The sequence below is a fragment of the Thiobacillus thioparus DSM 505 genome (assembly GCF_000373385.1).
Taxonomy (GTDB): domain Bacteria; phylum Pseudomonadota; class Gammaproteobacteria; order Burkholderiales; family Thiobacillaceae; genus Thiobacillus; species Thiobacillus thioparus.
The window spans coordinates 129,353-149,993 of record NZ_KB891329.1 but is presented as its reverse complement, the minus strand read 5'-3'; the positions used below and the strand labels follow the sequence as shown (position 1 = coordinate 149,993).

General features: G+C 61.5%; 21 protein-coding genes and 2 tRNA genes. 14 read left to right on the top strand and 9 right to left on the bottom strand.

Annotation, left to right across the window (positions count from 1 at the left end):
- Window positions 1-44: 44 nt before the first annotated feature.
- Window positions 45-281 carry a hypothetical protein gene (locus B058_RS0112455; protein ID WP_018508817.1) on the top strand — a complete coding sequence of 79 codons (237 nt, stop codon included), beginning with the start codon at window positions 45-47 and terminating at the stop codon, window positions 279-281.
- A 182-nt stretch (window positions 282-463) separates the two neighbouring features.
- Window positions 464-682 (top strand): tautomerase family protein, encoded by a 219-nt coding sequence (locus B058_RS0112450; protein ID WP_018508816.1) that lies wholly within the window; start codon window positions 464-466, stop codon window positions 680-682.
- A gap of 226 nt (window positions 683-908) precedes the next feature.
- On the opposite strand, the gene B058_RS0112445 is transcribed toward B058_RS0112450, so the two are convergent.
- Genes B058_RS0112445 through B058_RS0112430 form a run of 4 tightly spaced genes read right to left on the bottom strand, consistent with a single transcriptional unit; the run spans window position 909 to window position 5,348 of the window.
- On the bottom strand, window positions 909-1,673 hold the full coding sequence (locus B058_RS0112445; protein ID WP_026240885.1) for an MBL fold metallo-hydrolase: 765 nt from the start codon (window positions 1,671-1,673) through the stop codon (window positions 909-911).
- Between the two features lie 2 nt (window positions 1,674-1,675).
- On the bottom strand, window positions 1,676-3,889 hold the full coding sequence (locus tag B058_RS0112440) for a CHASE2 domain-containing protein (RefSeq protein ID WP_018508814.1): 2,214 nt from the start codon (window positions 3,887-3,889) through the stop codon (window positions 1,676-1,678).
- Window positions 3,886-4,818 (bottom strand): M48 family metalloprotease, encoded by a 933-nt coding sequence (locus B058_RS0112435; RefSeq protein WP_018508813.1) that lies wholly within the window; start codon window positions 4,816-4,818, stop codon window positions 3,886-3,888. The genes B058_RS0112440 and B058_RS0112435 overlap by 4 nt, the downstream gene beginning before the upstream one ends.
- Entirely contained in the window at window positions 4,818-5,348 is a 531-nt protein-coding gene (locus B058_RS0112430) for an SH3 domain-containing protein (protein WP_018508812.1), read from the bottom strand. Before B058_RS0112430 ends, B058_RS0112435 begins: the two co-directional genes overlap by 1 nt.
- Before the next feature lie 83 nt (window positions 5,349-5,431).
- On the opposite strand from B058_RS0112430, the gene B058_RS0112425 reads away from it, so the two are divergent.
- The 5 genes from B058_RS0112425 (at window position 5,432) to B058_RS0112405 (ending at window position 9,079) form a co-directional block, all read left to right on the top strand.
- Window positions 5,432-6,226: an MlaE family ABC transporter permease gene (locus tag B058_RS0112425; RefSeq protein ID WP_018508811.1), complete on the top strand. Its 795-nt coding sequence runs from the start codon at window positions 5,432-5,434 to the stop codon at window positions 6,224-6,226.
- Between the two features lie 26 nt (window positions 6,227-6,252).
- On the top strand, window positions 6,253-6,660 hold the full coding sequence (locus B058_RS0112420) for a hypothetical protein (RefSeq protein ID WP_018508810.1): 408 nt from the start codon (window positions 6,253-6,255) through the stop codon (window positions 6,658-6,660).
- The gene (locus B058_RS0112415; protein WP_018508809.1) at window positions 6,657-7,583 is read left to right on the top strand and encodes an MlaD family protein; all 927 of its coding nucleotides are present in this window, start codon (window positions 6,657-6,659) and stop codon (window positions 7,581-7,583) included. Before B058_RS0112420 ends, B058_RS0112415 begins: the two co-directional genes overlap by 4 nt.
- Window positions 7,580-8,260, top strand: a complete 681-nt coding sequence (locus tag B058_RS0112410) for a hypothetical protein (RefSeq protein WP_018508808.1) — start codon at window positions 7,580-7,582, stop codon at window positions 8,258-8,260. Before B058_RS0112415 ends, B058_RS0112410 begins: the two co-directional genes overlap by 4 nt.
- Window positions 8,261-8,569: 309 nt before the next feature.
- Entirely contained in the window at window positions 8,570-9,079 is a 510-nt protein-coding gene (locus B058_RS0112405; protein ID WP_018508807.1) for an SCP2 sterol-binding domain-containing protein, read from the top strand.
- Window positions 9,080-9,150: 71 nt separating this feature from the next.
- Here the strand turns inward: B058_RS0112405 and B058_RS0112400 are convergent, their stop codons facing one another.
- Complete coding sequence (locus B058_RS0112400; protein WP_018508806.1) at window positions 9,151-9,636, bottom strand: FKBP-type peptidyl-prolyl cis-trans isomerase; 486 nt, start codon at window positions 9,634-9,636, stop codon at window positions 9,151-9,153.
- Between the two features lie 106 nt (window positions 9,637-9,742).
- On the opposite strand from B058_RS0112400, the gene pgi reads away from it, so the two are divergent.
- On the top strand, window positions 9,743-11,395 hold the full coding sequence (gene pgi / locus B058_RS0112395) for a glucose-6-phosphate isomerase (RefSeq protein WP_018508805.1): 1,653 nt from the start codon (window positions 9,743-9,745) through the stop codon (window positions 11,393-11,395).
- On the opposite strand, the gene B058_RS0112390 is transcribed toward pgi, so the two are convergent.
- Window positions 11,385-12,830: a DUF4139 domain-containing protein gene (locus B058_RS0112390; protein WP_018508804.1), complete on the bottom strand. Its 1,446-nt coding sequence runs from the start codon at window positions 12,828-12,830 to the stop codon at window positions 11,385-11,387. The genes pgi and B058_RS0112390 overlap by 11 nt on opposite strands.
- A 103-nt stretch (window positions 12,831-12,933) precedes the next feature.
- On the opposite strand from B058_RS0112390, the gene B058_RS0112385 reads away from it, so the two are divergent.
- The 6 genes from B058_RS0112385 (at window position 12,934) to B058_RS0112360 (ending at window position 17,893) form a co-directional block, all read left to right on the top strand.
- Window positions 12,934-14,226, top strand: a complete 1,293-nt coding sequence (locus B058_RS0112385) for an EAL and HDOD domain-containing protein (RefSeq protein ID WP_018508803.1) — start codon at window positions 12,934-12,936, stop codon at window positions 14,224-14,226.
- Window positions 14,227-14,261: 35 nt separating this feature from the next.
- Window positions 14,262-15,038, top strand: coding sequence for a 3'-5' exonuclease (locus B058_RS0112380; RefSeq protein ID WP_018508802.1), 777 nt, complete (start codon window positions 14,262-14,264; stop codon window positions 15,036-15,038).
- Window positions 15,035-16,333 carry a 23S rRNA (uracil(1939)-C(5))-methyltransferase RlmD gene (gene rlmD, locus B058_RS0112375; protein WP_018508801.1) on the top strand — a complete coding sequence of 433 codons (1,299 nt, stop codon included), beginning with the start codon at window positions 15,035-15,037 and terminating at the stop codon, window positions 16,331-16,333. Before B058_RS0112380 ends, rlmD begins: the two co-directional genes overlap by 4 nt.
- Window positions 16,334-16,380: 47 nt before the next feature.
- Window positions 16,381-17,610: an aspartate kinase gene (locus B058_RS0112370; RefSeq protein ID WP_018508800.1), complete on the top strand. Its 1,230-nt coding sequence runs from the start codon at window positions 16,381-16,383 to the stop codon at window positions 17,608-17,610.
- A 43-nt stretch (window positions 17,611-17,653) separates the two neighbouring features.
- Window positions 17,654-17,747, top strand: a tRNA-Ser gene (locus B058_RS0112365).
- Between the two features lie 69 nt (window positions 17,748-17,816).
- Window positions 17,817-17,893 (top strand) — tRNA-Arg (locus B058_RS0112360).
- 32 nt (window positions 17,894-17,925) lie between these two features.
- Here B058_RS0112360 and B058_RS0112355 read toward each other — a convergent pair.
- Genes B058_RS0112355 through B058_RS0112345 form a run of 3 tightly spaced genes read right to left on the bottom strand, consistent with a single transcriptional unit; the run spans window position 17,926 to window position 20,617 of the window.
- Window positions 17,926-18,954, bottom strand: coding sequence for a tyrosine-type recombinase/integrase (locus B058_RS0112355; RefSeq protein ID WP_245539306.1), 1,029 nt, complete (start codon window positions 18,952-18,954; stop codon window positions 17,926-17,928).
- A complete protein-coding gene (locus B058_RS17585; protein ID WP_245539305.1) occupies window positions 18,840-19,172 on the bottom strand; it encodes a helix-turn-helix domain-containing protein in 333 nt (110 codons plus the stop codon). The genes B058_RS0112355 and B058_RS17585 overlap by 115 nt, the downstream gene beginning before the upstream one ends.
- Window positions 19,172-20,617: a hypothetical protein gene (locus B058_RS0112345; protein ID WP_018508798.1), complete on the bottom strand. Its 1,446-nt coding sequence runs from the start codon at window positions 20,615-20,617 to the stop codon at window positions 19,172-19,174. The genes B058_RS17585 and B058_RS0112345 overlap by 1 nt, the downstream gene beginning before the upstream one ends.
- Window positions 20,618-20,641 lie beyond the last annotated feature (24 nt).

Below are 20,641 nucleotides of genomic sequence, written 5' to 3'. Positions count from 1 at the left end.
GCTCACCTGTAAGCTCCTCCGGCCCTACGTGAGGAGAAACGGCCATGTGCAAATGGATTCATGCCCTGACGCTGATGCTCGCGCTGAGCGCGGCTTTCCCTTCGGCTGCCTCGACCATCAGCATTGCAGGCGCCAATGGTCCATTTGCCTCCCTTCCTGCAATGGTCACACCCATTACGGGCGCAGACGGTCCGCTTGCACCCGCCGCTGACTACGCCCTCATCACAAGCTGCGGGGGCGATCACGTGCGTGCAGTAAAAACGTTCGGGAACACCGGATAGCTCATACGTTCGGCGAAATCCTCGTCATGTAAACGTACAAATGGCCTGACGACTCTTGGCCATGGACATTCAGTGTCGACCAATCCTTGGCGTATTTGTACGTATTACAGCCCGCACTCGGATGCATTATAAAAGTCGCTCGCAGCGTATTTTTTTGCGATAACCCTCAAAGGAGACTAGACATGCCGTTTATCAATATCAAGATTATCGAAGGGGTTTTTACCGACGCACAGAAACAGGAAATCATCAAAAAAATGACGGATACCATGGTCTCGATCGAAGGCGAGAACATGCGGGGGGTGACCTGGACGGTAATCGAGGAAGTAAAGAGCGGTGACTGGGGTATCGGAGGAAAAGGATTGACGACTGAGGACGTCAAATCGCTGGCCGCGGGCAAATAGTGTTTCCCGCCGCAGACAAGTAGGCTTCCCGGGCAACGAGCCAAAGCCACTCGATAGGCAACGCAAACGATCTATCGAGAGGTAGCTCGAACAAGTAGCCAATTTGAGGATTACCCTTAGGCCTGCGAAACTCGCGCCCCGGGGCCGGCCTCTGCAAAGAACCTTGCACCGATCATGTCACTTGGCATGGTTGCCGCTGCGGAAAGTCCAGCTACGCGCATCCTCCCTATAAGACAATGACCTGCCCGTGCTGCAAGGCCTGCAGCCCCCAATTGGGCGCAGCGATGCGCAGCTCATCCATGATCGCCGACTCGTTGCCGGGTTTCAGATGCGTGATCCACACCTCTGGCCGCACGCTGAGCCCGTTCAACTCCGCTGCCAGCGAATCCGGCCAGTGATGCTTCGACGCCTTGGCGATCTCGACCAGTTCGTTTTCGAATGAGGTTTCGATGATGAGATGGCGCAAGTCGGAGATGGCGTTGAGCGCGGCGACGAAGGCGTCGCTATGGGTCGTGTCGCCACTGAATGCCAGGCTGCCCGCTGTCGTCGCCACATGCAGGCCGCATGCCGGCACCACGTGATTGGCCGGCAATGGCCGGAACCTCCGTCCTTTCAGGGTGAACGCTTCGCCCGGCCCGAGCGGCTCGAAGCGCAGCCACGGCGCCTCCTCGCTCGGTATCTTGCGAAAATCGGGCCACAGCTGCCAATTGAACAAGTGGGTAGACAGCACGTCCAGCACTTCGGGTAGCGCATGCACTGTCACCGGCGTACCGCGCAAGTCGCCGACACTATCAAGCAGCAGCGGCAGGCCCAGTACGTGATCGAGGTGGGCATGGGTGAGGAACACGTGGTCGATCTTTACCAGTTGTTCGAAGTCGAGCGTGGTGAGCCCGCTGCCGGCGTCGATCAACACGTCGTCGTCGACCAGCAGGCTGGTGGTGTGGCGCCCACTGCCGATGCCGCCGCTGCAACCCAATACGGTAAGTTTCATGGTCACTTTGTCGTGTAGACGAACACGCCGTCCCAGTCGGCGGGCGGCGGCGTTTCGCGGAAATGCGCGATGCGTTCGAGATAGATATCGTACAGCGTACGCGGGATGCGGGCATTGAGCGCGCGCAGTGCCGATTCGGCCGCATCCCAATCCTGTGACTGATAGCGCGCGAAGGCAAGCTCGAAATCGGCGGCGCCCTGACGCACCGACTCGTCAAGGCCGGCCTTCCCGCCCAGCGGTTCGAATATCGCCACCGGGGTTTCCTTACCCTTGACGCGCACGTCGTCGACTTTCATGAAGACATGATCCGGATCGGCCTCGACCGTCGTCTGTGTGGCCAGGATGCCGACGCCATACTGTTTGGTGATGCCTTCGAGGCGCGAGCCGAGATTCACCGCATCGCCCATCACGGTGTAGGACATGCGGAATTCCGAGCCCATGTTGCCGACACTCATGCGGCCTGTGTTGACGCCGACTCCGATCTTGACCTCGGGCCAGCCGCGCGCGGCGAATTCCTGGTTCAGTTGCGCCAGTGCGGCCTGCATGTCGAGCGCGGTCTGCACGGCGCGGCTGGCGTGATCCGCCAGATCAACCGGTGCGTTCCAGAACGCCATGATGGCGTCGCCGATGTATTTGTCGATGGTGCCCCGGCGCTGCTGGACGATGCGCGTCATGGTCGACAGGTAGGCGTTCAGCACTTCGGCCAGTTCGGCCGGCGGCAGCTTCTCGGAGAAGTTGGTGAAGCCGCGGATGTCTGAGAACAGCACCGTCATCTCGCGCGACTGCCCCTCCATCGTGTAGTGCGCGGGATCCCGGCTCATCTCGTCGGCGAGTTCAGGCGGCACATACTGGCCGAACAGCTTGGTGATCTGGCGCTTGCTGCGGGTCGCCGCAAAGAAACCGTAAGCGGTATTGAGTGCATACAGGCCGAAGATCGTCAGCATCGGCGCTGCCATTGGTACCACCCAGAAACGCGACCAGGCGGCCGCGTAGGCCGCCAGCAGCAATCCCAGCATCGCCAGGCTCGCCAGCAGGCCGGCCACCGGGCCGAAGCGCAGCAGTACACCCGTCAGCAACGCGCCCAGCAACAGCACGGCGAACAGGCGCGCGTCGTCGGCCCACGGCGGCATGCTGCGGGCCGTGCCGTCGAGCATGCCGGCAATCAGGTGGGCGTGAATCTCGACGCCCGGGAAGGTATTGGAGAATGGCGTCACACGCAGGTCGGTCAGCCCCGGGGCGGTGGAGCCTACCAGCATGATGCGGTTTTCCAGCTGAGCCGGTGCCACCTTGCCCGCCAGCACCTGCGCCGCCGAGATATACGGGAACGGCGAACCGGCACGATACGGCACATACACCGTGCCATCCCGGCTAAGCGGTACGCGTATCCCGCCCACCTCGATCCAGGGCGTGCGGTATGACCTGCCGAGCAGGCTGCTTTGCTCGACACCTGCCGTCACCGGATCGCCGCCGAAAGCCGCCCGCAGGGTGGAGGCCGACAACGCCAGGTAATACGCTTCGCCAAACGGGGCGACCAGGCTCATCTGGCGCGCCGTGCCATCGGGATCAGCCCGCATGTTGAAGAATCCGGCACTCTGCGCAGCTTTCTGGAATGCAGCCAGATTCGCGCCATAGCCCGTAGGCGGCATGCCCAGGCGCAGCGGATCGAATGCCGTAGCAGGCAGGGACGGCGGCGGCAGCATGCCGGTGCGGGCGTCGCCGTAACCCGCCGGAATGAAGTAATAGCCAAGTGAAACCGGACGTTCGGCGAGCGCCTGGGCGAAGCGGGCGTCGTAATCGAGCCGTGGCGCGAGGCGCTCGAGCGCGTTCTGAAAATCGCGACTGCCCGCCAGGTCGCGCTGTGCCAGCCATTTGAGGGTATCGAGTCCCGAACTCTTGTCCGGCTCTGCGAAGACCACGTCGAATCCCACTGCCGCCACGCCATAATGATCGAACAGTTGCGCGACCAGCCGGGTCAGGGTGTCACGGCTCCACGGCCAGCGTCCCATGCTTTTCAGGCTGGCTTCGTCGATGTCGAGGATGGCCACGCGATCATCCTGGCCGGAGGGCGCGGTGCGCGTCAACCAGACGTCATACAGCCAGGCCTCAGCACGCTGCATGGGGGTGATATGGATCAGCCCGCCCACATGCGCCGCGACCAGCAGGACAAACAGCGCAGACAGGCCTGCCTGCGCCAGCCGGGACGAAATGCGCTTCACCGAAGGTGGTAGAAGCGGCCGGGCAGATCCTTGCCATGCACGGCATCGAGGCGGCTGCCGACGGCCTCACCCAGTTCAGCCAGGCGATCGGCCGGATGCGGGTGGGTCTTGTACAGCAGGCTGGTCCGGCTGTCCTTGGCGGGCAACCCGGCCAGATCCTGCAATACCTCGGGCAGGCCCCAAGGGTCGTAGCCGGCGCGCGCAGCAAACACGATGCCGACGCGATCGGCCTCGAATTCGGCATTCTTGTCGAGCCCGCGTGCCATGATTTCCGCGCCGTTGCCGATCAGGTTCTGCACCACCTGATCGCTGTCCTTCACCTTGTTGCTGGCCGCCTGGCCCAGCGCACCGATCAGGCTCGACTGCTTGAGCACCTTGAGATGATGCTTCAGGGTGACGTGCGCGATTTCATGCGCCAGCACGCCGGCCAGTTCGGCTTCGTTGTTCAGGCGCTGGTAGAGGCCCCTGGTCACGAAGATGTAGCCGCCGGGCGACGCGAATGCGTTGATGTCCTCGGTATCGAGCACGCCGAAATGCCAGCTGATGTCCTTGCGTCCGCTCTGCAATGCCACCCAGTTGCCAACCAGATTGACATAGCGCTGGAGCTTGTCATCCCGCACCAGCGGCACGGCACCAAGAAGGTTGCCCGCGATCTGCTTGCCGATGCGCGTTTCTTCTTCTGGCGAGTAATCGCCGAACAGTGCAAACCCCAGTTGCTGGGCATCGATTTTTTGTTTGGCCTGAGGCGAAGGCGTGGCCGTGTTTTGCGAAGCATCAGGTGCAGGCGACGTCTGCGCCGGTTGCGTTTTCTTGTCCTTGTTCAGCTCCTGATTGATTCGCTCTTCGAGCAGCTTGCCGAAATCCAAGGCCGATGCCACGCCGCTGAACGACACCAGGGCAACGGCCAGAACCATCAATTTGAATTTCATCAGTTGGCCTCCCACGGCGATGATGTCTTGGCAGACTGGGGCACAGGCAGAGCCGCCACATTGGCCGTCGTCAACCCGGACTCGGCTGCGAAACTGCGGGCCTGTGCAGGGGTGGCCTGCCAGGTGTTCAGTCGGGCCAGTTCTTCGCCATTGAACTTGGCCTGCTTCAGGTCTTCGTCGTTCAGGCCGCGCAGGCCCGCCACAGCCACCACGCGGCTGGGGTCGGACCGGGTCGTGGCCGCGCCCACCACGTCACCCAGCCCGGCGCCGCCCAGCCCGCCAGCCCCGGCCCGCACCGAGAGCAGCCGGATCCAGCCGGTCGACTTGCCTGAGGTGACGCGCAGCCAGCCCCCCTGCTTGGAAAGGATGTTGACGCTGGCGCCCTTGGGCACGCTGGCCGCCACTTTGGACGATGCGTTCGGTTGGCTATAGAGCTTGTCGTTGCGCAGGACCGTGCCGGGCGCGGCAAGCGCCGATGCGGCCGCCACGCACAACACCAGCGCACTTGCCGGAATCAGGAATCTCTTCATCGTGTGTCTTCTCCGTCTGAAGCGAAACTGTAGGGCCTGCCATCCGATGGTGCAAGCGCCGGCAATGGCGTTAAGATGCCGCGATGAATTTTCTTGCGGCTTCCATCGAATCGCTCGGCGCCAAGGTCGTCGGCTGGTTCACCGTCGGGTATGGCATGTTCGCCTTTCTGGCCCAGGCCGGCCTGCTGCTTCTGGAACCCGCCACCTGGAACCGCGCCACCTTCGATGTCGTGGTGAAACAGATCTACTTCACCGCGGTACAGATCCTGCATGTATTCCTCGGCTACGCACTGGTGATTTCATGGCTCATCATCACCATCATCCTCTCCACCGCACGCGACTTCGGTCTCACCGAATTCGCCAGCGAGATGACCATCCGCGTCCTGGTTCTGGAACTGCTGCCTTTCCTGACGGCGCTGTTCGTCGCCTTGCGCTCGGGCAGCGCCATCAATACCGAAGTCGCACTGATGCAGGTCAACAACGAATTGGACGCGCTGGCGCATTGCAAGGTTCCACCGATGCAGTTCGAGTTCCTGCCGCGGCTGATCGGCGGGGTCGTGTCGGTCGTCACCCTGGCCGGCCTGGCCGGCCTGCTCGCCCTCCTGATGGGCTATCTCGCCATTTATGGCATGAACGTGGCCGGCTTCGAGCCGTATACCCGGACCATCGCAAAAATCTTCGACTTCAGGATCATGGCGGGGCTGATCGCCAAATGTGCCCTGTTCGGACTGGCGGTCACGCTGATCCCGGTTACCGCCGGGCTGGAGACGCCGAAAAAGCTCTTCATGGTGCCGGTTTCCGTGCTGCGCGGCATGATGCGCGTGTTCTTCGCCATCGTGGCGATCGAGGTGGTGTCATTAGCGCTCAAATACATCTGACTGCGTTCGACGACCGCGCCAGCCTGATGGCGGCCGTTTCAGCCCTCCCGGACGATGTGGCGCGCGTCGCGCTCGACCTGCCGCTGCGGGCGAACCTGTCGGCACTCGACAACATCGCATTGATCCCGCTTTACCAGCGCCATTACGGTGCAGCCGAATCGGCCCGGCTGGCGCAGGCCATGCTCGATCAACTGGGATACGCCGACATTGCCTTGTTGCGCGACCCCGACATGACGCCTGCGCAGCGCTTCGTCGCCAAGCTGGCACGCGCGCTCATTCTCAAGCGCCCGAGACTGGTCATCGACCGCCCTGGTGCCATGCTTTACGATGTGCCCTATCCGGCCTTCATCCGGCAACTGGCCGCACAGGCTGACATGGCGGGCACCTGGGAAATATTCGACTTCAGCTGGAACCAGGCACTTTACAAAGAATGAACAAACTGCATTTCAAGGTCGGGTTGTTTGCCGCCGCATCGCTGGTGCTGGCCGCGGTTTTCATCGCTTATCTGCTGCACGCGCGCGGCTTCTTCGAAAAGACCTTCCATCTGCAACTGGCCGCCACCAGTGCCGACGGCGTGGCGCCCGGCGTGCCGGTGGTGTTCTCCGGCATCGAGATCGGCCGCGTCACCACGCTCGGCCTGAATGAAAACGGCGGCATCATCATCCATACCGAATTCCTCGGCCGCAACGCCAAATGGCTGAAGGAGAATAGTACCTTCACCCTCGACAAGCCCATCGTCGGCGGAGCCAAGATCCGCGTCGACTCGCCTGATCTCAGGGCACCTGCGCTGCCCGACAACGCCACCATGCTGCTGCTCACGTCCGACATCAGCAAGGAAATCCCGGCGCTGGTCGAACGGGTCAAGGCAATCCTCGCCAACGTCGAATACCTCACCCGCAAGGATGGCGAGATCAACGCCACGCTGGCCAGCGTGAAGACCGTGACCGGACGCATGACCGGCGAATACGGTGTGCTCGAAGGCGTGCTCGGCAGTCCGGAGAAGGCGCGTGCAGTGACCGATTCGCTCGACAAGACCCGCGCCCTCATCACCAAGCTCGATGCCTTGACCGCCAAGACCGACCAGTGGCTGTTTGCCCAGGACGGCATGGCCGAGCAGACAAAGGCCTCGCTGGCGCAGGTCCGGCTGATGCTGAACGATGCGCAGTCCAGCCTGAAGAAGGCCGACGCCGTGATGGCGAATGCCGTGGAGATTTCCGCCAACGTCAAGGACGGTACCCAGGACATCGCCAAGCTGCGCGCCGAGATCGACGATGCCGTGCGCAAGGCCAATGGACTGATCAACGAGATCAACAAGAAATGGCCGTTCGCGCGTGAACCCGAGGTGAAGCTGCCATGAAGACACGGCTCGCCCTCGCCAGTCTGCTCATGCTCGCCGCCTGCGGCAGCGGCGGCCCGCCGCCGCCGGACTGGAAAGTCGACTCGGCCGATCTGGTCGCGCGTTATCAGAAGCATGCGCTGCGTGGCGAGAATACGCTGGCGGAGCGCTACTTCCGGCAGGCGGTCGCCGCCACCGGGGGGGCAGGCCGTGTCGGCGAGACCGCGCGTCTGTGGCTGGTGCACTGCGCCACCCGCCGCGCCATGCTGATCGACGATGCCTGCAGCGAGTATGCCGAGCTCGCCGGCAATGAACCGAATCCGGCGGATCAGGCCTATTACCGCTTCCTCACCCTGCGTTGGGACGGCCTCGACCTTGCCCTGCTACCCAGCCAGCACCGCGATCTCGTGCAGGTGCCCGCCGACAAGCGGCGTGCGGCACTAGGCCGGATCGATGACCCGCTTGCCCGCCTGCTCGACGCCAGCCTGCTGGTGATGCGGCAGGAAGCCGACGCGGCCATCCTGGCGACGGCGACGGAAACCGCATCGGAGCAGGGCTGGCGGCAACCGCTGCTCACTTATCTGAAACTGCGGCAGCAACAGGCTGACAAACTTGGCCAGACCGCGGAGTCGGCGCAACTCGCCCGCCGCATCCGGCTGGTCGAGGAGAGCCTGGCCCAACCCTCTTTTGACAATTAAACAAACATATAAAAACTTAAGAATATAAATGTCTTTCTATGTTTTCAGGGTCTTCCCGGCTTCACCCGTTTCCTCATCGCAAGAATGATCTGAACAGGTTCACTGGCTTCAATTTCTCACGGGCCAGCTTGGGTTCCATCGGTGCACTGGCCACCCTGCACAGCGCCGGGGCGTACGAATTCGTAAAAAAACAGCTTCCGCATTGACAAGCCTACGCATGATGATTACCGTGCTCGCTCGAAGATCTTTTCTTCGTAAATAAGAACCAAGCTACAACTAGGATATTCAATTAAAAGGAGGAGTTACCCCATGAAATACACTACGATCGCGCTGGCGGCCTTGGCCGTTTTCGCCACTGCAGCTCATGCCGCACCCGCCATGATGTCTGTCGAATGGACCGCTCAGGCTTGCGACGCCTGGAACAAGGATGCCACCCTGACGGGCGGCCTGGGCGAAAAATGGATCAAGAACGACAAAGGCCGTGGCTATAAGATCATTCACCTGTATCGCACGGACTGCGGCGAAGCGACACAGACCGAACTGAAGATTGCCGCCAAGGATGGCAAGGCCATGTGCGTCTATGGCGGCGCAGTCCAGAACCACCAGATGGACTATGCAGTCGACTACACGATGCATGCCACCACTGACCGTTGGGATGAAATGGGTGCGGGCGAATACGGTCCGATGAAAGCCATGATGTTTGGCCGTCTCAAGTTCACCGGCCCGAAAATGGAAGCGATGAGCGTGATGGGACCGTTCGAGGCCTTCCTGCGTCTGCCGGGCAAAATCCCGGGTGACAAGGCCTGCCCCGCCAAGTAAACGGGTGAGCCGCAACAAAAAAGCCGGGAGATTTCCCGGCTTTTTTACGTCGGCGAATCATTGGGCCCGGACTAATGCACCGTTCCGGTCTTCACGTCGAGCGGCCGTCCATTGCGGATCTCCTCCGGCGTGGCCTCGCGAATGTCTGTCACGTTCACCAGGCAGGTCACGCTCTGTCCGGCCAGCGAAGGATTGCCGTCCAGCGTAAGCTTGCCGTCCTCGATCGCGGTGACGTAAAAAACCTTGGTCTCGCCCGATTCGTTCTCGAACATGACTTCCGCTCCGATGCGCCGGAATTCCGGCGGCACGTTCTCGATGTCGTCCACGAACACCAGACTCTCGTCGCGCAGCCCGTACCCCTCTTCGGGCGACAAGGCGATCTCGACACGGTCGCCTATCTTGCGCCCCGCCACCGCCGACTCGATCGCCGGCAGGATGCCGCTGTTGGCGCCCTGCACATAACCCACCGGAATATCATGTTGCTCGACGACCATGCCACGCGAATCCAGGATGGAATAAGTGATGTATACGAGTTTGTTTTGTGTCACGGTGACCATGCTGTCTCATCCATCTTCATCGATAAAGCGCCGCGCCGGTGTCTGACGAGCTGACGCGTCGCCCGCATATGATACCTTCGAAGTTCGCCCCATACATCGCACGCCCATGAAACCGCTCAAACACCTGCCCGCCTGGAAGGACCTGGAACAGCATTACAAAGCCATGCGCACGTTCGACATGCGTGCCGCATTCCGCGAGGATGCCAGCCGCTTCGATCAGCTCTCGCTACGCTGCGGGAATCTGCTGCTCGACTATTCGAAAAACCGCGTCACGCCCGACACCCTGAGCCTGTTGATGCAGCTCGCACGCGAGTCCGATCTGGAGGCCATGCGCACCGCCATGTTCAGCGGCGAGCGCATCAACTTCACAGAGCAGCGCGCCGTCCTGCACACGGCGCTGCGTGCGCCGGTTCGTCCGCCGCTGGTTGTGGAAGGCGTGGACGTCGAACGCGAAGTCGCCAAAGTGCTCAACCGCATGCAGCGCTTCGTCGAATCGATCCACAACGGCAGCTGGCGCGGCCATACCGGCAAGCCCATCCGCGACGTGGTAAACATCGGCATCGGCGGCTCCGACCTCGGCCCTGCCATGGTGTGCCACGCACTTGACCATTACGCAGTGGAAAGCGTGCGGGTGCATTTCGTCTCCAACCTCGACCCTGCGCACCTGGCCAGCACGCTGAAGCAGCTCGACCCCGAGACAACACTGTTCATCGTCGCCTCGAAAACCTTCACCACCCTGGAAACCCTGGCCAACGCCAATTCGGCCAAGGCCTGGCTGCTGGCCGCCTTGCGCGCGCCGGCTGCAGTGGCACGGCATTTCGTGGCCCTGTCGACCAACGCCCAGGCGGTCGAGGCCTTCGGCATCGACCCCGACAACATGTTCATCTTCTGGGACTGGGTCGGCGGCCGCTATTCCCTGTGGTCGGCGATCGGCCTGTCGATCGCGCTGCAGATCGGCTGGGGCAACTTCCAGGCACTGCTGGCGGGCGCCCACGCAATGGACATCCATTTCAAGGAGGCGCCGCTGGAGGCCAACATGCCGGTGATCCTCGGCATGCTCGGCATCTGGTACGCCAACTTCTGGGGCACAGACACCTACGGCATCTTCCCCTACGACCAGCGCCTGCGCCTGCTGGTGCCGTTCCTGCAGCAGCTCGACATGGAATCGAACGGCAAGAACGTCAACCGCACCAACAAGCTGGTCAACTACAATACCGGCCCCATCGTGTGGGGCGCACCCGGCACCAACGGCCAGCATGCGTTCTTCGAACTGGTCCACCAGGGCACCCGCCTCATTCCCACCGATTTCCTGGTGGCGGCGGTCAATTCCACGCCGCTGGCCGACCAGCACGAATGGCTACTGGCCAATTGCCTGGCGCAGACCGAGGCCCTGCTGAAAGGCAAGTCGCGCGCGGTGATCGAGGCCGAACTGATCGCCCAGGGCATGAGCCGGGAAGACGCGAAAGCACTGGCACCGCACAAGGTCTTCCCGGGCAACCGCCCCAGCAACACCCTGCTGTACCAGAAGCTCGATCCTCACACTCTCGGCATGCTGATTGCCCTCTACGAGCACAAGGTCTTCGTGCAGGGCGTGATCTGGCAGATCAACAGCTTCGACCAGTGGGGCGTCGAGCTCGGCAAGCAGCTGGCGCCACCGATCCGTGCCGCGCTGAGTTCGGTGCGCGCGGTCGGCGAACACGACGGTTCCACCCAGGGACTGATCGCCGACATCCGCCGGCGACGCGGGCTCAGTACCTGACTCGCACGCGGTAGGTCAATGTCGTCTTGCCTTCCGCGGGAATCTTCACTTTCCACTCCGCAGTCCCGGATGCCGTCTTGGTGTGCGGCTGCGATTCGCTCACCATCGTCCAGTCTCCCGGCATCGGCTCACGTACGGTGACGGTCACTGCCTCCGGCTTGGCGTTTTTCAATACGATTTCATAGGCCGACTCGAATACATAGTTGAAGCGGCCGCTACCCGCCAATTTCTGGAAGGCGGTCTGTTTCCTGTCCGCGGTAATATCAAACGCTTCGCCCAGCTTCAGGCGCACGGTCTCGTTCTTCGGCGTATGGTCGATGCGATCCTCGCCGACGAATTGCGCATTGCCCTGTCCATCCCGCTTATAGACGCGGATCACGCCCTTGGGCAAGGGCACGCCAAGGCCTTCGCCCTTGTTGTCGAATTCGACGAACACGCCGACCTTGATCTTCTGGCCGATTTCGCCGACCTGCCCCGAGTAGTAGTAATTCGCACCCTCGAGCAGAAATTCCTTTCTCACCGGCACCCGGCTCGCCGCCATCAGTGCAACCTGCTTGGTCTGGTTCTCCGCCAGCGTGGTGGGGCGCTGCAGCGTGTAGAGATGGTATTCAAACAGCGATTCCTGCTGCATGTCGGCAGCGTCGGCCACTTTCGCCGCCATTGCCATCGTCGCACGTGACATCGGCTGCGCCTCGCGCACCCGGTTGAGGTCGCCCGCCACCAGTTGCAGCTTGGCATTCGGATAAGCCGCCCCGCTCTGGTTGGTCAGCGTCACCCAGCCGTTCAGGTCGAGCCGGTCATCATCGGCATTCAGTTCGGCCACATAATCCGCGCGCCACGCCAGACCCGAGGTCAGATAGGACAACTCCAGGTTCTGCAGACCCGCAGACGGGTTGAGCAGCGAAATGACCAGGGTGGGCGTATCACGCAGAGTGTCGGGTACGCCGGGAAACGCCAGTCGTCCCGGCACGCCGGTTTCGATGCGGCCGTCGGCAAACTTGAGTACCACGCCGTCGTTGGTCGAAAGCACGGTGGCGGTTTCGCGGGTTTCCACGTCGGTGCCCGCGTGCATGCGTATGACACTGACCTCGCGTCCGACATATTTCTCGAGCAGCTTTTGCGGGGTCAGCAGATCGAAATCGAAATTCTGTTCCTGCAGCCGGAATCCGGCCGGATTCGACAGATTGCGCAATTGCGCAGTTTCCGGGCGCATCTGCGCCGACACTTCGCGCCACGCCAGCTGATTGAAATCGCGTCCCAGCCTGACCCGCCGCGTATCCTTCACCAGCGCCAGGTTGTCGTTGTATATCGTGACCGCCACGGCTGACTGGTCGGATACGGTGCTGACAATCTCATCGCGTGGCGCAGCCCAACCGGTCTGTGACGCGAGCATCAAGCCGGCGACTATCGTGTTGCGCAGTGTTTCCTTCACCATAGGGTCCTCGTCCAAGTCTCTCCACAAGATTCCATGATGACGCAAGCACGCGAAAAATGCTTCTCGGCGCTAGAATGAACGCACAAATCCCGTAGTGAGCGACATGATCTCAGACGACTCCCCTCCATCGCGCATCGTCGGCGGCGGCATCAATACCACCGAATCCGAACAGCCCGTGGTGGTGACGCAGATGCTCGGCATAGCCAGCAGCGACCCGGTTCGCGAGGAAGTCTTGCGGGCACGCTTTCTGTCGTTCGATCCGCTGTTCGATGTCGCCTCCAATCTGGTTGCGCACCAGCTCGTTCTGCGCGGCCGGGCCGCCGCCGCCGATGCACCAGCTGAACTCCGGCAAATGGAGGAGGACATGTTGCTGACCGGCCTGTATTCCCTGACGCAGGACGGTCTGACCGGCGAACTGCCCCTGCTGGTGCGAATCAGCACGGGCATGCTGTTCAGCGAAGTTCCGCAACAACTCAACCACCGCCAGCTGATCTGGTGCGTGAGCCTCGACAACGAGCAGCATCTCGCGCGCGCCCTGGCTCTGCAGGATGCGGGGTTGACGTTCTGCCCCACACTCAACCCCAAGGATGCGGTTGTGCAGGACAGCATATCCGCCTGGCGCTACCTTGCCTGCAATGCCGACGACACGCCGCCTGCCGTTGCTGCGCGCCTGATCGTGGATGGTGTGCGGCATGCCCACGCCCAGGCTCGCTGGCCCGGTAATACCTGGTTCCGGGGAAGCTTCTTCTCCGGCGATACCCAGCCTGCCGAAATCAGCCATGAACAGGCCGTCCAACTGGATCTGCTGGCCATCGCCCTGCGCGAATCGGTTGAAACCCTGGTGCAGTTCTTCCGCCTGAACCCCGACATGGCACCGCGCCTGCTTGCCATTGCCAACTCCCAGGCTGGTGGCTTGAGCCGGCCTGCCGAATCGACGGCGCATGCGCTCATCATGCTGGGCCCTCAGCGCGCCGGACGCGTGGCGGCCCTGCTGGCGCTGGCTGGCAGGCAGCCCACTGAATCCTCGCGTCACTATGCCATCACCGCGCTGACACGCGCGCTGTTCATGGGGAAGATCACCCGCCTGGGTGCGCCGGCCGAGAGTGCCGCCGCCGCATTCGAAATCGGCCTGCTGTCGACCGCCACTCATGCGCTGTCGCTGCCGGTGGAAACGCTCATCCGCAAGCTGGGCCTGTCGGCAACCAGTGCGCGCGCACTGAGCTCACACCCTTCGCCCGAAGGGGCCATGCTGCAATTGACCTATGCCTGCGAGAACAACGACGTCGAGACATTGGCTTCGTACGCGCAGCAACTGGATATTCCGCTGCACCAGATTTCCGTGGCCTATCTGGACGCCTTGATCGCCGCATCCGAACTCGACGCCGCCCTGCATTGACAGCGTAAAATGGCGGTTTTTGTTTGCCGCCCGCCATGCATCCCACCCTGGTTTTCGACATTGAAACGATCCCCGACCTTGCCGGGTTCGCCGCCGTCAACGGTATAGACGAAGCGGCGCTGCCGCAGGCCGAGCTCGCCGAAATGGCGCTGCTTGCCCGCCGCCAGAAAACCGGCAGCGATTTCATGCCGCACCACCTGCACCGTATCGTCGCCATTTCCTGCGTCCTCAGAAGCGGCGACCAGCTCAAGGTGTGGTCGCTCGGCGAGCCCGACAGCAGCGAGGACGAACTGATCCAGCGCTTCTATGACGGCATCGAACGCTATACCCCCCAACTGGTGTCATGGAACGGCGGTGGTTTCGACCTGCCGGTACTGCATTACCGCGCGCTGATTCATGGTGTGGCGGCCGCGCGCTACTGGGACTGGGGCGACGACGACAAGGAATTCAAGTGGAACAGCTATCTCGGGCGCTACCACACCCGCCACCTCGACCTGATGGACGTGCTGGCGATGTACCAGCCGCGCGCCAACGCGCCGCTCGATCAGATGGCCAAGCTATGCGGCTTTCCAGGCAAACTGGGGATGGATGGCTCGAAAGTGCTGGACGCCTTCCAGAACGGCGAGATCGAAGCCATCCGCAATTACTGTGAAACCGATGTCATGAACACGTGGCTGGTCTATCTGCGCTTCCAGAAAATGCGTGGCACGCTGAACGAGTCGGCCTACACCGCCGAGATCGAATTGGCGCGCAGCACGGTGCAAGCCCACCCTGCCCCGCACTGGCAGGAATTCCTGGCGGCGTGGGCATGAATCCAATCGTCGACATTCTTTCCCTCGACCATGAGGGCCACGGCGTCGCGCGCGTCGACGGCAAGGTCACTTTCGTCGATGGCGCGCTGGCGGGCGAACGCGCGGAAATCGCCATTTACCGCAAACATGCCAAATACAACTCGGCCAACGCCATCGCCATTCTCAAGGCCAGCGCGCAGCGTGCCGCGCCGCGCTGCCCGTATTTCGGCCGCTGCGGCGGCTGCTCGATGCAGCATCTGGAAGCCAGCGCCCAAGTGGCGGCCAAGCAGCGCGTACTGGAAGACAACCTGGCCCGCATCGGCAAGGTCAAACCCGATGTAATGTTGTCCGCCCTGCACGGACCGAGCTGGGGCTATCGCACCCGTGCGCGCCTGTCCGCGCGCTGGGTCGACAAGAAAGGCGGCGGGCTGGTCGGCTTTCGCGAAAAGCGCTCCAGCTTCATCGCCGACATGGCGAGCTGCGAAGTGCTCACCCCGGATGTCTCGGCGCTGATCCAGCCGCTGCGTGAACTGATCGGGATGCTGTCGAACGCCGACCGTATCCCGCAGATCGAGGTTGCGGTCGGTGAGCATGTCACCGTGCTGGTGTTCCGACTGCTCGAACCCTGGACCGACGAGGATGCCGCCCAGGTGAGGGCGTTCGCCGACCGGCATCGCGTACAGATCTGGGAGCAGGCCAAAGGCCCCGACACCGTGCGCCCGTTCTGGCCCGACATCGCGCCCGAGCTCAGCTACAGCCTGCCCGAATTCGGCCTGACGATGCCGTTCAGACCCACCGATTTCACCCAGGTCAACACCGCCATCAACCGCGCGCTGGTTAGCCGCGCACTGCGCCTGCTCGACCCGCAACCGGGCGAGCGCATTGCCGACCTGTTCTGCGGCCTGGGCAACTTCACCCTGCCCATCGCCCGAAGCGGGGCCAACGTACTCGGCATCGAAGGCAGTACGGAACTCGTCGCCCGCGCGCGCGCGAATGCCCTGCATAACGCGCTGCCCAACGCCCACTTCGTGGTCGACAACCTGTTCGAAATGGCGCCCGAGAAATTCGCCGCCCTCGGGCATTTCGACAAGCTGCTGATCGATCCGCCGCGCTCCGGCGCCATCGAGGTCGTCAAATCGCTGCCCGACGATGGTGCGCCACAGCGTATCGTCTATGTCTCGTGCGACCCCGCCACGCTGGCACGGGACGCCGAGGTACTGGTGCACGTCAAGGGTTATCGGCTCGAAGCTGCCGGCGTCGCCAACATGTTCCCGCATACCGCACATGTGGAGTCGATTGCCCTGTTTACGCGGTAATCCATTAAAATCCCGCCTTTACCTAGCCCTCAACCCCTGGCCCTAACATGGCACTCATCGTACAAAAATACGGCGGCACCTCGGTCGCCAACGTCGAACGTATCCGCGCCGTAGCGGAACGCGTCGCCAAATTCAAAATGCTCGGCCACCAAGTGGTGGTCGTACTCTCGGCCATGTCGGGCGAGACCAACCGGCTGATCGCGCTGGCGAAAGGCATTCAGGCACAGCCCGACCCGCGCGAACTCGACATGCTGGTGTCCACCGGCGAACAGGTCACCATCGCCCTGCTCGCCATGGCGCTGAAAGACCTCGGCCTGAAAGCCAAGAGCTATACCGGCGCGCAGGTGCGCATTCTCACGGACAACGCCTTCACCAAGGCACGCATTCTCAGCATCGACGAAGCCAACATGCGACGCGACCTCGATTCCGGCCACGTGGTCGTGGTCGCCGGCTTCCAGGGCGTCGACGAACAGGGCAACATCACCACGCTGGGCCGCGGCGGCTCCGACACCACCGGCGTCGCGCTGGCTGCTGCGCTCAAAGCCGACGAGTGCCAGATCTACACCGACGTCGACGGCGTCTACACCACCGATCCGCGCATCGTGCCCGAGGCACGCCGACTGAAGACCGTCACCTTCGAGGAAATGCTCGAAATGGCGAGCCTCGGTTCCAAGGTACTGCAGATCCGCTCGGTCGAATTCGCCGGCAAATACAAAGTCAAACTCCGCGTGCTGTCGAGCTTTCAGGATGAAGGCGACGGTACGCTCATCACCTTCGAGGAAAGCGACAACATGGAACAGGCCATCATCTCCGGCATCGCGTTCAACCGCGACGAAGCCAAAATCACCGTGGTCGGCGTGCCCGACCAGCCCGGCATCGCCTACCAGATCCTCGGCCCGGTGGCCGACGCCAACATCGACGTCGACATGATCGTGCAGAACGTCGGCCACGCGAACACCACCGACTTCACCTTCACCGTGCACCGCAACGATTTCGCCAAGGCCATGGACATCGTCAAGGCCAATGCTGCAACCACCGGCGCACGCGAAATCACCGGCGACGACAAGATCGCCAAGGTCTCCATCGTCGGCGTCGGCATGCGTTCGCACGTCGGCATCGCGCGCAAGATGTTCGAAACCCTGTCCAAGGAAAACATCAACCTGCAGATGATCTCCACCTCGGAAATCAAGATCTCGGTGGTGGTCGAGGACAAATACATGGAACTCGCCGTGCGCGCGCTGCACCAGGCCTTCGAACTCGACAAAGCCAGTGCGTAAGGTGGCTTTCCGCCGCGCATTCCGCTACAATGCGCGGCGGTTCGGAGACGTGGCCGAGAGGTTGAAGGTACTCCCCTGCTAAGGGAGCATGCGGGCTTAAACCTGCATCGAGGGTTCGAATCCCTCCGTCTCCGCCAAATTCAGATTGCAGACAAGTTACACCTGTCCAAGATCACCAAAACTGCGTATAATGCGCAACCTTCAAAGCGCCCGTAGCTCAGCTGGATAGAGTACTTGGCTACGAACCAAGGGGTCAGGAGTTCGAATCTCTTCGGGCGCACCAAAATTCAAGGGGTTAGCGAAAGCTAGCCCCTTTTACTTTTGGCTTTGTGCCATAAACGTGCCATGTTCCGGCACATCCACAACCCTCAAGGCGCAGAGGCGATCCGCATAGGGCGCGAGATGATCCGCTGATAGATGCGCATACCGCCGCACCATCTCCGGGCTTTCCCAACCGCCCAATTCCTGCAAGGCAAATAACGGCGTGCCATTCTGCACATGCCAACTTGCCCAGGTGTGCCGCAAATCGTGCCAGCGAAAATCTTCGATCCCCGCCGCCGACAGTCCTTTGTACCAGGCCTTGGTGCTGACCTGGGTAATCGGCCTGCCGTTGAAGCTGAAAACGTGCGTGGTATGCTTCCCTATCCACTTGCGGATCAGCAGCACGGCTTCCGCATTAAGCGGCACCGCAATCGCCTTTCGCGCTTTGGCCTGATCGGGATGTATCCACGCCAGTCTTCGCGTCAAATCAACTTGCGACCACTGCAAACCAGTGACATTCGCTCGCCGCAATCCCGTGGCAAGTGAAAACGCCGCCATGTCTGCCAGATGCTCCGGCAAGGCGTCCAGCAGCCGTTGCGCCTCGTTATGCGTCAAGTATCGGATACGCCGGGTCGGTTCCTTGAGCATCTTGACGTAAGGTGCCCGATCCAGCCATTCCCATTCATTGACGCATTTACGCAGGATGGCGCGCAGCACTTCCAGTACGCGATTCACCGTTGCATGCGTAACCCCCTCGGCAAGTTTCGCGTCCATGATCTTATCGATCAGGTCGCGATTGATGGTGTCCAGAACCTTGCCACTCAGAAACCGATCCATCCAGCGCAAATGCGTCTTGTCTGTCTGGATCGTCGCCTTGTGGTTTTGCTCTTTCAGCCATCGCACCACGGCTTCGTCCCAGGTGTGACGTGGCCGGACACCCAAACGGGCGATCTGCCACAGCTCCACCTTTAGCCGGTCGTGATACTCCTGCGCGAGGGTTTCCTCTTCAGTCCCAGTAGATCGGCGTATTCGTTCCCCGTTTGGGGAGACAACATCGACCCACCAGACCTTGCCGCGTTTGATAAGTGACATGGGTTACCTTCCTTTCCCAGCATCACTTGCAACGCTTGCCGAGGCACAGCATAGAACGAGCGCAGATAGTCGGCAAGATCGGGGGCGAGAAATACCCATCGCTTGCCCACCTTGGCGGCAGGCACCGCGCCCGCCCTAGCGCGCCGGCGCAGTTCTTCTGGATGGAGCTTGAGGAAACGGGCGGCTTGTTCAAGATCGAGCGTCTCCATCATTCGCCATCTCTGGCTTGTTGGTAGGCGTCGGCCTTGTCAGCTCCTTCGATCTGGTCGTCAGCCAGATTCCGGCGGTTGTTCAGGGAGTTGTAGCGACGACCTTTCCCCTTCACTTTGCGGTCAAGGTATAACTCCAGCCCCAAGTGCTTGAGGCTGGAACGCGAATTATGAAACTCGGTTGCCTGATGAAAGAATTCGCCGATCCCCTCGCTCATATCCTCGATGCCTCGCGCCGCCATGAACGAAGTCAGTCCGCCCAGCCCATGCACGAATAGCCGTTCATCGGCTGGCAGGCGCATCGAGCTAAACCGTTTCAGTTTGGGCTGTTCGCCCTGCTGATCGAAAACACGGACGATCTGATCCCATAATGGGTGCGTCGGCCAGCGTGTCCGGTTCGTATCGCTTGGTGCCGGCACGGCAAGGCGTAGCCAATCCTGGGTGAGGTAAATCCACAATGCGGATTGCAACCGTAACAAGTGATCCAGCTTGCAGATGCCCAGCTCTTTCAGCACATTGCGCTTGGCCTCGAACTCCATGCGCCACACCGTTGCAGCCCTGTCCCAGCCAGCGGCCTGCCACAATTCGTAGAGGTAGACCTTGCGCGACTTCTTTTCGATTTCAAGGCACTTGTTGTAAAGACGTGCGCCGATATCGCCACCCATCCCAAAACTCCAGCCGGAGAATTGTTGGTAGCGGTAGTGCAGGTCAATGCTCTGCGTGCGTGTCACCCAATCCTGCAACGGATCGAATGAATCCATTCTCAGGCCGGCAGTGAAATCCACGAACAGATCGACGCGGCTGATGTTGGCCGGTTCATTGACCAACCCGAGCGTGTTGACGATGTACCGCAGGGATTGCTCCGCCTGCTCCACCCCGACGTTCGCAAGATACTCGCTGGAAATCTGCACATAGGCGAGCGGCAGCACCTTGGAGTTCTTGTTGCTGGCTTGGAGGTGGTAGCAGTTATCCACCAGCACATAAGCAAAGCGGCCTCGGCCTTTGTCGCGCACTTCGAAAAGGTGTTCACCAATCACGACTTGCGCAGTTGCTTGCTCGAACTCGTTTTCTGATTGGGCCAGTGCTTTCAGGTCAGCTAGCTTGCGATCCCATTCTTCGGACAACACGCCGGGATAGGAAACGTACAGACTGTCCACACCATAGCGCAGAGCCTTGAAAGTTTCTGGATTGTAAGTACAGGGTGTTCTGTTAGTAGGCGGCACACCCTTTCCGTCCGCTGGATCGCTGCTGCGACCGCCCGCCTGGCGCGCGCCACGGCGCGCATCCGTGCGGGCGTTCTCCGCTGCGGTATGCTGACTGGGCGGTTCGTGATAGCCGGTCTCACAATCGGACAAATCCGAAGGCTGATATGTTGGAACTGACATGAAAATCTCCTGGGTCGTGTTGAGCGACTGCACCCATGCAATCGCGACGCCAGAGATCATTTGCTTCAGCCCAGGAAAAGGCTT